Annotated in this window: 9 protein-coding genes; 3 read left to right on the plus strand and 6 right to left on the minus strand. The window is 71.2% G+C overall.

Annotation, left to right across the window (positions count from 1 at the left end; all coding sequences use genetic code 11):
* Positions 1 to 26 precede the first annotated feature (26 nt).
* Positions 27 to 761, minus strand: a complete 735-nt coding sequence (locus tag BJ992_RS15390) for an alanyl-tRNA editing protein (protein ID WP_184981567.1) — start codon at positions 759 to 761, stop codon at positions 27 to 29.
* Between the two features lie 210 nt (positions 762 to 971).
* Here BJ992_RS15390 and BJ992_RS15395 point away from each other — a divergent pair, with 210 nt between their 5' ends.
* Positions 972 to 2,105, plus strand: a complete 1,134-nt coding sequence (locus BJ992_RS15395) for an NAD(P)/FAD-dependent oxidoreductase (RefSeq protein WP_184988162.1) — start codon at positions 972 to 974, stop codon at positions 2,103 to 2,105.
* Between the two features lie 8 nt (positions 2,106 to 2,113).
* Here BJ992_RS15395 and BJ992_RS15400 read toward each other — a convergent pair whose 3' ends face one another.
* The 5 genes from BJ992_RS15400 to BJ992_RS15420 are packed head-to-tail and all read right to left on the minus strand — an operon-like array spanning position 2,114 to position 6,714.
* Complete coding sequence (locus BJ992_RS15400; protein ID WP_184981569.1) at positions 2,114 to 3,490, minus strand: purine-cytosine permease family protein; 1,377 nt, start codon at positions 3,488 to 3,490, stop codon at positions 2,114 to 2,116.
* Positions 3,487 to 4,437, minus strand: coding sequence for an isopenicillin N synthase family dioxygenase (locus BJ992_RS15405; protein WP_184981571.1), 951 nt, complete (start codon positions 4,435 to 4,437; stop codon positions 3,487 to 3,489). Before BJ992_RS15405 ends, BJ992_RS15400 begins: the two co-directional genes overlap by 4 nt.
* A 4-nt stretch (positions 4,438 to 4,441) precedes the next feature.
* On the minus strand, positions 4,442 to 4,900 hold the full coding sequence (locus BJ992_RS15410) for a nucleoside deaminase (protein WP_221474824.1): 459 nt from the start codon (positions 4,898 to 4,900) through the stop codon (positions 4,442 to 4,444).
* A gap of 49 nt (positions 4,901 to 4,949) precedes the next feature.
* Positions 4,950 to 5,564, minus strand: coding sequence for an FMN reductase (locus BJ992_RS15415; RefSeq protein WP_343072676.1), 615 nt, complete (start codon positions 5,562 to 5,564; stop codon positions 4,950 to 4,952).
* A gap of 31 nt (positions 5,565 to 5,595) precedes the next feature.
* Positions 5,596 to 6,714: an LLM class flavin-dependent oxidoreductase gene (locus tag BJ992_RS15420; protein WP_184981573.1), complete on the minus strand. Its 1,119-nt coding sequence runs from the start codon at positions 6,712 to 6,714 to the stop codon at positions 5,596 to 5,598.
* A 333-nt stretch (positions 6,715 to 7,047) separates the two neighbouring features.
* Between BJ992_RS15420 and BJ992_RS15425 the strand changes: the two genes are divergently transcribed.
* Positions 7,048 to 9,105 (plus strand): cellulose binding domain-containing protein, encoded by a 2,058-nt coding sequence (locus BJ992_RS15425; protein WP_184981575.1) that lies wholly within the window; start codon positions 7,048 to 7,050, stop codon positions 9,103 to 9,105.
* Positions 9,106 to 9,361: 256 nt separating this feature from the next.
* Positions 9,362 to 12,016, plus strand: coding sequence for a glycoside hydrolase family 3 protein (locus BJ992_RS15430; protein ID WP_184981577.1), 2,655 nt, complete (start codon positions 9,362 to 9,364; stop codon positions 12,014 to 12,016).
* Positions 12,017 to 12,145 lie beyond the last annotated feature (129 nt).

The following is a 12,145-nucleotide window of genomic DNA, read 5'->3' on the forward strand; positions in this document are numbered from 1 at the left end:
CTCTGTGGTGGCCGTCGTGCGAGGGGTCAGTCGGAGACGGTGATGCGGAGGCGGCGGAAGCCTTTGCCTTTGCTTTCGATCTTGGCGACCTTGATGTGGCCGATCTGCTTGGTGGAGGCCACGTGGGTGCCGCCGTCGGCCTGGGTGTCGAGGCCGGTGATGTCGACGATGCGGACTTCTTCGACGTGTGGGGGGACGAGGTTGGTGGCGGTGCGGATGATGTCGGGGATGGCGAAGGCTTCGGCGCGGGGGAGTACGCGGATGTCGATGCGGCGGTCGGCGATGATCTCCGCGTTGCAGGCGGCTTCGATGGTTTCCTTGAAGCCCGGGGGGACTTCGGGGAGGTTGAAGTCCATGCGTGCGCTGAAGGGTTCCATGTTGCCGCCGGTGACCAAGGCGCCGTAGTCGCGGAAGACGACGCCGCACAGGACGTGCAGGCCGGAGTGGGTGCGCATCAGCGCGGTGCGGCGTTCGTCGGCGACGGCGGCGCGTACCGTCGTGCCGGCCGGGGGGATGGGGTCGCCTTCGGCGGGGATGAGGTACAGGTCGTCGGTTTGGCGTGCGCCTTCGATGCGGGTCTCGACGCCTTGCCAGATGAGGACGCCGTGGTCGGCGGGCTGGCCGCCGCCGCCGGGGTAGAAGGCCGAGCGGTCCAGCACGATGCCGTCCGGGGAGGAGTCGAGGACGACGGCCTCGAAGTCGCGCAGGTTCTGGTCGGACAGTTCCAGCCGCCGGGTGCGACCGTGCACATCGCTGCTCATGCCGGAAGCCTAGTGCGACGGGGAACTGTGCGCGCTGGTGTGGCCGGGGAGACGGGGGAACGGTGCGCGCCGGTGTGGCCGGGGGACGGTGTGCGGTGAGGAGGTACGGCAGGCGTTCTCTCGCCGGGACGGGCCGGGGGGACCGGCCGGGCTGGTGTGCCTGACTGGGGGGTGGGTGCGGGCTGTGGGAGGGTGATCGGTGTGGAGGAGATGTGGGATCTGGCCGTGGTGGGTGGTGGGCCGGCGGGTGCGGCGGCGGCGTTGCGGGCCGTGCAGGTGCGGCCCGGTGCGCGGGTGTTGCTGCTGGACAAGGACGACTTTCCGCGGGACAAGGCCTGCGGGGACGGGATCGCGGCGCACGCGCGTGAGGAGCTGGCGACGCTGGGGCTGCCGGATCTGCTGGACGACTACCGGCCTGTGCGGCGGCTTTCGGTGGTGTCGCCGGGTGGTGCGCGGGTGGAGGCGACGATCGCCAGGGCCAACCACGTGGTACCCCGCAAGGTGTTCGACGCGCGGCTGGTGGACGCGGCCAGGGAACGCGGGGTCGAGGTGCGGCGGCACCGCGTGCGGACGCTGGAGACGCGTGACGAGGACGTCCTGCTGGACGGCCGGGTCGCCGCGCGGGCCGTGGTCGCCGCCGACGGCGCCAACTCGGTGACGCGGCGCCTCATCGGTGTCGCGCCGCACGCCGAGCGGCACGTCGCCATCGCCGTGCGCGGCTACGCCGACGTCCCCGAGGATGACGACACGCAGTTCATCGCGATGCAGAGCGACGGCTGGCCGGCGTACGCCTGGTCGTTCCCCGTCGGCGACGGCACCGCCAACATCGGTTTCGGCATGCTGCTGCCGAACCTGCGCGCCACCGGCCGGCCGGGCCGCGAGGTCCTGCACGGCCGCCTCGCCGAACTGCTCCCGGGCCTGTCGGCCCGCGACCTGCGCGCGCACCACCTGCCGCTGTCCAACGGCCGTCCCGTCCCCGGCGCCGGACGTGTGCTGCTCGCCGGGGATGCCGCCGGCCTGATCAACCCTCTCACCGGCGAAGGCATCTTCTACGCCGTCCTGTCCGGCCGCCTGGCCGCCGAGGCCGCGCTCCAGGCCCCCGGCGACCCCCTGCCGGTGTACCGCCGTGCGCTGCGCGCCGCGCTCGGCCGCCACCTGCGCACCACCGACGCGCTCGCGTACGCCGCGCGTTCCCCGTCGTTCCTCGACGCCGCCGTCACGACGGCCGCGCACCGACCCGACGTGTTCGATCTGCTCGTCGAGATCGGCCTCGGCTCAGGCACCGTCCCCCCGTCCGTGGCGGCGGCCGTCGGCCTGCGCTGGCTCACCCGCCGCGCCGGCTGACCGGCACCTCACCGGCGCAGGGGTCGCAGCGCCACGTACAGCGCGCCGGCGATGAGGAACCCGGCCTCGAACGTGACGTCCCCCACCTCGGGGAACCGGCTCGGGACCAGGCCGACGTACAGCTCCTGGTTGCAGAACAGCCACACCGACACCACCACCCCGGCGACCATGGCGATCGGCCCCGCCGCGTTGCGGTGCGCACGGTCGTACAGCCGGGCCGCAGGTATCCGGCCGCGGCGCAGGTGGTGGTCGACGAGCACGATGGCGAGCCACGGGCCGATCCAGTACGAGATGACGAGGAGGAACGACTCGTACTTGTGGCCGGCGTCGGACAGGCCGGTGAGAGCGACGAGGAAACCGGCGGCGCCGCACACGACGGCGGTGAGGGCTCTGCGCAGGGTGAGCGGCAGGCGCACCCCCATGGTGAGCAGCGACATCGCGCCGGAGTAGACGTTCAACGCGTTCGCCGAGACGGCGCCGAGCGCGATGGCGAGCAGCGTGAGGTTCGCGACGAGCGACGGCATGGGGGACGTGAACGCGGTGGTCGGCCGGCCGAGGACGTCGCCGCCGAGGGTGGCCGACGCCGCGCCGACCACTTCGAGCAGCACGCACGGGATGAACAGGCCGAGCCCGGCGGCCAGCCCCACGGCCCGCCTGCTCGTGTCCGGCGGCAGGTAGCGGGTGTAGTCGGCGGCGTAGGGGTTCCAGCCGGCGGCGTACCCGAAGGTCGCGCCGACGGTGAGCAGGAAACCGCCGGCCCCGCCGCCGCCACCGGCGAAACCCGGGTCGGCCTTGCTCAGGATGATCGCCGACGCGGCCAGGAAGATGACGGCGAGCACGGGGAAGGCGTACCGCTCGAACGCCTGCACCAGGTTGTGGCCGAAGAACCCGAGCACCACCATCGCCGCGACCACGACCACCAGGCACACCCACGCCGGCAGCCCGGTGAGGGTGTTGAGGGCCAGCGCGCCGCTGACGCTGTTCACCGCGAACCAGCCGATGCCGGCCGCGACCGTGTTGAACGCCGACGGCAGCAGGTTGCCCCAGTACCCGAACGGCAGCCGTCCGAGCACCATCTGCGGCACCCCGGCGGCCGGGCCGCGTGCCGACAGCACGCCGTGCGCCAGCGCGCCGAGCCCGGTGCCGATGGTGACCGCGAGCACGGCCTGCCAGAAGCTCAGCCCGAACGCCGCGACGGCGAGAACACCGAGGAAGACGGTGGCGAACTCCAGGTTGGGGGACATCCACGTCCACAGCAGCTGCCGGGGTCTGCCGTGCCGTTCCGCCAGGGGGATGAACTCGACCCCGCCGGGTTCGACCGCGGTGACCTTCGCGCCGTAGTCGCCTTCGCGTACCGCGACGCCGGGGGGTTCGGTGGCCGTCATAACGTGATCGCCTTCAGCTTCTCCATGAGGTACTCGTGCGCGACCACCGGCGGGTGCGCGACCGTGCCGATCGGCGGGCCGAGGGACTCGACCACGGCGTGCGGGTCGCACTCGTAGAAGTAGATGAGGGACACCAGTTCCTCGTCCGGCGCGCTCGGGTCCGGCGGCAGCACCCGGTGCCGGGTGGAGCGCCAGCGGTCGCCGGTCCAGCGGGCCAGCAGGTCGCCGATGTTGATGGTGAAGGAGTCCTCGGCGTACGGCGCGTCGACCCATTCGCCGGTGTACACCTGCAGGCCGCCGGCCCCTTGCTGGCGGTCCAGGACGGTCACGGTGCCGAAGTCGGTGTGCGGGCCGATGCGGAACTGGCCGGGTTCCGGCGGGCCGACCTGCGTCAGCGGCGGGTACCTGTTGATGTTCATCGTGTACGACGGGTGGCGGGCCCGCGAGGTGAAGAAGTCGTCCGGCAGGCCGAGCGCCGCGGCGCACACCACCAGCAGTTCGCCGGCCAGGGACCGCATGCGGGCCAGGTACGCGGTGACCAGGCCTTCCAGCTCCGGCACCTCCGGCGGCCACACGTTCGCGAGGAACCACTCGGCGTCGATCGCCGGATCGCCGATCCGTTCGTCGGCCCCCACGGCGAACGTCTCCTTCAGGTCCGGCGGCGTGGGGGTGCCTTCGGCGTACCCGTTGGCCTCCACTCCCGGCGGCAGCCATCCCCGGCCGCCGACGGTGACGGCGTACGGCCGTTTGGCCTGCTCCGGCAGCGCGAAGAACCGTTTCGCCGCGGCCCGCACCCCGGCGCGCAGCTCAGGCGGCACCCCGTGGCCGGTGACGAGCAGGAAACCCACCTCGCGCAGCGCCTGGTCGACCCGCCGCGCCACCTCGGCGCGGCCGTCGGCGCCGCCGTGGAACCACGGGGTCAGGTCGATGACGGGGACCGTTCTCATACGATCACGCGTCCTCTCCGATGTCCTCGTGCCACAGCGCGGGGTCGGCGGCGATGAACGCGGTCATCAGGTCGGCGCACTCGGCGGAGTCCAGCACCGTCACCGACACGCCGTTCTCCGCGAGCCATTCGTGCTGACCGGTGAACGTGCGCGCCTCGCCGACCACGAGCCCGGTGATGCCGAACTGCCGGATCAGGCCGCTGCAGTACCAGCACGGCGACAGGGTGGTGACCATCGTGGTCCCCCGGTACGTCCGCTGCCGTCCCGCCGCGCGGAACGCCGCCGTCTCGCCGTGCACCGACGGATCGCCGTCCTGTACCCGCCGGTTGCGGCCCCGGCCGAGCAGGGTGCCGTCCGCGCCGAACAGGGCCGCGCCGACCGGCACACCCCCCTCGGCGAACCCTGTCCTGGCCTCCTCCAGCGCGACGGCGAGCATCGCGACCGGGTCCCCGACTTCGCTCATGGGCTGACTATCCCCCGGAATCGGCTCCGCGAGAACAGCCCCGGCACCACTAGGGCCGCAGTGCCGCCAGTTGCTGCGCGAACGGGATGACCTCGTCCACCGGCGGGGCCGCAGGCGCGGGACGGTGCTGGACCAAGGCGGCCAGCTCGCCGGCGGCGCGCGTGACGCGCGCCGACAGCGCGTCGTCGCCGGTGTCACCCCAGTCGGCGGAGGCCGCGTAGACGGCGGTCGGGACGACGACGGCCCGCAGGTAGGAGAACAGCGGCCGCATGGCGTGCTCCAGCGCGAGCGAGTGCCGCGCCGAGCCGCCGGTGGCGGCGATGAGCACCGGCTTGCCGGTCAGCGCGGTGTTGTCGATCACGTCGAAGAACGACTTGAACAACCCGCTGTAGGAGGCGCTGAAGATCGGCGTGACGGCGATCAGAGCGTCGGCGCCGGTCACGGCGTCCACGGCCGTGCGCAGCGCGGGGCCGGGGAAGCCGGTGACCATGGTGCCGGCGATGTCGGTGGCGAGGTCGCGCAGTTCCACCACGCGCACGTCCACCTCGCGCTCCTCGCCGAAGGCGGCCCGTGCCGCCTCCACGAGCCGGTCGGTGAGCAGCCGCGTGGACGACGGCACGCTGAGCCCGGCCGACACGGCCACCAGTCGCAGAGGTCTGTTCACAGATGTCTCCCGGAAGCCAGAGGGACAGGGGTCAGGTGGTCGCGGGGACGACGCCACCGGGAACCGGCGCGGCGCCGGCGTCGCGCCGCGCGACCAGCGCCGCGTGCGTGGGCCCGTCGGGGACGCCGGCCGGCCGCCTGGCGGCGAACTCCTTGCGCAGGACCGGCACGACCTCCTCGCCGAGGATGTCGAGCTGCTCCAGCACGGTCTTCAGCGGCAGGCCCGCGTGGTCCATGAGGAACATCTGCCGCTGGTAGTCGCCGAAGTGCTCACGGAAGGTCAGCGTCTTGTCGATGACCTCCTGCGGGCTGCCGACGGTCAGCGGGGTCTGCTCGGTGAACTCCTCAAGGGACGGCCCGTGGCCGTACACCGGCGCGTTGTCGAAGTACGGCCGGAACTCGCGCACCGCGTCCTGGGAGTTCTTGCGCATGAACACCTGGCCGCCGAGCCCGACGTACGCCTGCTCCGGCGTGCCGTGTCCATAGTGCGCGAACCTCTCCCGGTAGAGGTGGATGAGCCGCATGAAGTGCTCTTTGGGCCAGAAGATGTTGTTGGCGAAGAAGCCGTCGCCGTAGTAGGCGGCCTGCTCGGCGATCTCGGGGCTGCGGATGGAGCCGTGCCACACGAACGGCGCGACGCCGTCCAGCGGACGGGGGGTCGAGGTGAAGCCCTGCAGCGGGGTGCGGAACCGGCCCTGCCAGTCGACCACGTCCTCACGCCACAGCCGGTGCAGCAGCGCGTAGTTCTCGATGGCCAGGTGGATGCCGTTGCGGATGTCCTGGCCGAACCACGGGTACACCGGGCCGGTGTTGCCGCGGCCGAGCATCAGGTCGACCCGGCCGCCGGCCAGGTGCTGGAGCATCGCGAAGTCCTCGGCGATCTTCACCGGGTCGTTGGTGGTGATCAGCGTGGTCGCGGTGGACAGCAGCAGCCGCTCGGTGCGCGCGGCGATGTAGCCGAGCATGGTGGTGGGGGAGGACGGCACGAACGGCGGGTTGTGGTGCTCGCCGGTGGCGAAGACGTCGAGGCCGACCTCTTCGGCCTTCAGCGCGATGGCGACCATCGCCTTGATCCGCTCGTGCTCGGACGGTGTCGTGCCGTTGGTCGGGTCGGTGGTGACGTCGCCGACGGTGAAGATCCCGAACTGCATCGCGCTCATCCTCTTGGGGGGGTCCGATTGAAATTTCAACCACTTAAGCGTCGTGCCGCCTCGCGGTATTCCCGTGGCGCCGTCCCCGCCACGACCGATTGTCCCCGCTGTCTCGCCGCTGCTCAAGATCGGTGCGACCGGCCCGCTCACGACCGTGATTGTGAGCGTTAAATGTAACTTTCAGCAAGCGACCAAGGGGAGCCGGGGTCACGCCGGAGACGGGTGCGACCAGCGTTGACACCGTTCCACCCCGCTCATACGTTCTGGCCGATCCGCCTGACACCTCTCGACCCGCACCCTCCGTACCGCGGGCCGTAACCGGATTGGACGACCATGAGACTTCCCCGGCTCCGCCGCTTACTGATGTGCGGCGCGCTACTGACGGCCGGCACCCTGGTGCCGGCCGTCACACCCCCCGCCGTCGCGGCGGCCGACCCCGTACAGGTGACCGTCAACACCCGCGCCGGACTCGCCACCGTGCCGGACACCGGCATCGGCGTCAACCACGCCATCTGGGACACCACCCTCGGCTCGAACGACGTTGCCGACCTGCTCAAGGACGCCGGCGTCCAGATGGTCCGCTACCCCGGCGGCTCCTACGCCGACATCTACCACTGGAAGACGCACACCGCTCCCGGCGGCTACGTCGCGCCGGACACCGACTTCGACACCTTCATGCGCGGCGCGCGCCGCACCGGCGCGCAGCCGATCATCATCGCCAACTACGGCACCGGCACGCCGCAGGAGGCGGCCGAGTGGGTCGAGTACGCCAACGTCACCAAGGGCTACGGCGTCAAGTACTGGGAGATCGGCAACGAGAACTACGGCAACGGCCACTACGGCTCGGAGTGGGAGGCCGACAACCACGCCGACAAGAGCCCGTCGGAGTACGCGCGCAACGTCGTCGCGTACGCCGAGGCCATGAAGGCCAAGGACCCCACCATCAAGATCGGCGCCGTGCTCACCACCCCGGCGAACTGGCCCGACGCCATCACCGCCTCCGGTGACTCCGGCAGCTGGAACCAGACGGTGCTTTCCATCGCCGGCCCGAGCATCGACTTCGTCATCCTGCACTGGTACCCGCCGCAGAACGGCGTCGCCGACATGCTCACCAAGACCGCGCACGTCGACGACATGATGTACCTGCTGAAGCGGCAGATCGCGCAGTACGCCGGCGCCGGCTCCTCGCGCATCGGCATCGCCGTCACCGAGATCAACAGCGGTGTCGGCACCAACACCCAGCCCGGCGCGCTGTTCGCCGCCGAGGCCTACGCGCGGCTGCTGGAACACGGCGTGTTCACCGTGGACTGGTGGAACGTGCACAACGGCATCGGCACCGTGTCACAGGTCGCCGGCCACACCGACTACGGCGACTGGGGCATGCTGTCCAGCGCGGGATGCGCCGGCGACGTCTGCGAGCCGCCGTTCAACACGCCGTTCCCCGCCTACCACGCGCTCGACATGCTGAGCACGTTCGCGCGGCCCGGCGACCAGCTCGTCCGCGCCGCCGCCGCCGACCCCCTGGTCAGCGCGCACGCCGTACGCCGCGCCAACGGCGAGGTCGCCGTCCTGCTGGTCAACAAGGACCCCGACGCCTCCCGCGAGGTCACGCTCGACTACGCCGGTTTCGCCCCCGCCGCCGGCGCGCCGGTCGTGCACAGCTTCACCAACGGGGCCACCGCCGTGACCAGCGCACCGGCCGGTACGGCCACCGCGCAGACCCTGCCGCCGTACTCGCTGACCACGCTGGTGCTGCGTCCGGTGTCCGCGCCGTCCGTCCTCCCCGGCGCACCCGGCACCCCGGAGGTGAGCGCCGTCACCGACACCACCGCCACCATCTCCTGGCCGGCCGCCACCGCGGGGAGCAGTGCCGTCGCCAAGTACGAGGTGTACCGGCAGCTCGGCGCGAACAGCGAGCAGTGGGGGGAGACCACCGGCACGTCGTTCACCGTGCACAACCTGCGTCCCGGCACCCGCTACACCGTCAACGTGATCACCAGGGACACCGGCGGCGGCCAGTCCTGGTCGTCGCGGCCGGTGACGTTCACCACCGGGAGCCCCGCGCAGAGTTCGTGCTCGGTGCGGTTCACCGACAACAGCGACTGGGGCAACGGGTACCTCGTCGGCCTGGACGTCACCAACACCGGCACCGAGCCGCTGAGCAACTGGACGCTGGTCTTCTCCTGGCCGACCGGCTGGCAGCAGATCAACGGCGGCTGGAGCGCCGACTGGTCGCAGGAGGGACGCACGGTCACCGTCAAGCCCTCGGCCGGTTCGGGCCCGCTGGCCCCCGGCGCGACGGTCAGCGCGGGAACGGTCGCCTCCTACAGCGGGCCGAACGTCCTGCCGGCGCTGTTCACCCTGAACGGCAGGACCTGCACCACGCTGTGACAGAAGATCGCGGGGCCCGCTGCGAGAGAACGCTCTCTCGCAACGGGCCGTCCGCTGACACGCACCACCGCACTCCTCGCGCGAAAACCCTTGCCCTAGCTGGTGTTTTCGTGTGCACCCGGCATGAACGGCACGTCTACCGGCCGAGAGAGCGCTCTAGTGAGGCCCTTGACTCGGCACCGTTACACGGCGAAGATCGGCCCATCGCGGCCCTGGCCGGCCGCCGCCGACCGTCGACAGACCGAAACGGACCCTCATGACCAGACCCTCACCCCGTCCAGGCGTCCGGCGGAAGCTGTCCGCCGTGCTCGCCGGAGCCGCGCTCCTGGCCGGCGGCGTCGCCGCGGCCCCTGGAGCAGGCGCCGCCACCGGCGGCCGGCAGCCGGTGATCGGCAAGCCCCCCATGGACCACGGCTGCGCGCGCATCGAGAAGAAACTCCCCACCCTCGCCGACTGGCCGAAGGTCGAGAGCGCCGTCAGACGTGACCCTGCCGACGAGCGCCGCATCGCCAAGATCGTCGCCGGGATGACGCTGGCCGAGAAGGTCGGCCAGATGACCCAGCCCGAGATCACCGCCATCACCCCCGCCGAGGTCAAGGAATACTTCATCGGCTCGGTGCTGAACGGCGGCGGCGCCTGGCCGAACCGCGACAAGCACGCGCCGGCCAAGGACTGGCTGGCCCTCGCCGACGCCTACTGGCAGGCCTCGGTCAGCACCCGCACCAAGATCCCCGTCATCTGGGGCATCGACGCCGTCCACGGCAACAACAACGTGTACGGCACCACGATCTTCCCGCACAACATCGGCCTCGGCGCCGCGCACGACCCCTGCCTGGTCCGCGACATCAGCGAGGCCACCGCCAAGCAGATCCGCGCCACCGGCCAGGACTGGGCCTTCGCGCCGACCCTCGCCGTCGTCCGCGACGACCGGTGGGGCCGCACCTACGAAGGCTACTCCGAGGACCCCCGCATCACCCGCGCCTACGGCTACGAAGCCGTCCGCGGCCTGCAGGACGGCAACGCGCACCGCCTCGGCAGCAAGGGTGTCATCGCCACCGCCAAGCACTTCATCGGCGACGGCGGCACCATCAAGGGCATCGACCAGGGGGTCAACCCCTCCACCGAGGCCCAGATGATCAACCTGCACGGCCAGGGCTACTACGGCGCGCTCGCCGCAGGCGCGCAGTCGGTCATGGTGTCGTTCAACAGCTGGACCAACGCCGACGCCGGCATCGACGAAGGCAAGCTGCACGGCAGCGAGAAGGCCCTGAAGTCCATCCTCAAGGGGAAGATGGGCTTCGACGGCCTGGTGGTGTCCGACTGGAACGGCATCGGCCAGGTCGCCGGCTGCACCAACGCGAGCTGCGCGCGCGCCGTCAACGCCGGCATCGACGTCATCATGGTGCCGAGCGACTGGAAGGCGTTCATCGCCAACACCATCGCGCAGGTGCAGAGCGGCGAGATCCCCATGTCGCGCATCGACGACGCCGTGACCCGCATCCTGCGCGTCAAGCTGCGCGCCGGCGTGTTCGACGCGCGCAAGCCGTCCGCCAGGCCGTACGCCGGCTCCGCCGACGCGATGCAGTCCAAGCAGTTGGCCCGTGAGGCCGTGCGCGCCTCGCAGGTACTGCTGAAGAACAAGGGCAAGGTGCTGCCGCTGTCGCCGCGGTCCAAGGTCCTGGTCGTCGGCAAGAGCGCCGACAGCCTGCCGAACCAGACCGGCGGCTGGTCCCTCACCTGGCAGGGCACCGGCAACACCAACGCCGACTTCCCGTACGGCACCACCATCCTCGGCGGCCTGCGCGAAGCCCTCGGCACCGCCAACGTGACGTTCAGCGAGACCGCCGACGGCGTCGACCCCTCGGCGTACGACGCCGTCATCGCGGTCATCGGCGAGACCCCGTACGCCGAAGGCATCGGCGACCTGGCCCGCCGTTCCCTGGAAGCCGCCAAGCTGTACCCCGCCGACATCGCCGTCCTCGACAAGGTCAGCGGCAAGGGCACCCCCGTCGTCACCGTGTTCGTCGCCGGCCGGCCGCTGTACGTCAACAAGGAGCTCAACCGCTCCGACGCGTTCGTCGCGGCCTGGCTCCCCGGCACCGAAGGCGGCGGTGTGGCCGACCTGCTCGTGCGCGGCCGCAACACCGGCGCCGGCTACACCGGCACCCTGTCGTACTCCTGGCCGAAGAGCGCCTGCCAGACCCCGCTGAACCCCGGCGACCCCGACTACGACCCGCTGTTCCGTCCCGGGTACGGCCTGCGCAACGGCCAGACCGGCAACGTCGGCACCCTGGACGAGACCTCACCTCAGTACAACTGCGGCCAGACCGGCGGCGGTGGCACCGCCACCGAGGACCTCCCCGTCTTCGACCGCACCGACCAGGCCCCCTACCGCAGCCTCATCGGCTCCGCCGAGAACTGGGGCGGCACCGAGATCGGCCCCGACGGCACCGCCGCGCACACCGAGATCAACGTCGTCCCGTCCGACGTCAACGTCCAGGCCGACGGCCTCAAGACCACCTGGACCGGCGCCGGCCCCGGCCAGCTCTACATGCAGGACCCCGCCGGCGGCAGCGACCTGCGCGGCTACCTCAACGCCGACGGCGCACTGGTCTTCGACACCATCGTCCACTCACCCCCCGCCGCACGGACGGTCGTCAGTGTCCACTGCGTCTACCCCTGCCTCGCCGAAGTCGTCGCCACCAACCTCTTCACCTCCATGCCGATAGGCGTCAAACAAACCGTGAAAATCCCCCTGAGCTGCTTCAACAACGGCCTCGACTTCGAGAACGTCAACACCCCCTTCCTCGTCTACACAGAAGGCGCCTTCTCCGCCTCCTTCGCCAACGTCCGCTGGGTCCCCCAAGCAGGAAAGGACCCAGACGCCAAATCCTGCTCCGACCTGACCTGACCCCCACCGACCAGGGACGGGCACCCCGCCTCGGGTGCCCGTCCCCTTACCACCCCCGCCGGTGGCGAACCGCGGTCAGCCGCGTACCCGCACGCGACAAACCCGGCGACATCGCCGGCCACCCCCGCG

Origin of the sequence: Sphaerisporangium rubeum (assembly GCF_014207705.1) — a bacterium.
Classification (GTDB): Bacteria; Actinomycetota; Actinomycetes; order Streptosporangiales; family Streptosporangiaceae; genus Sphaerisporangium; species Sphaerisporangium rubeum.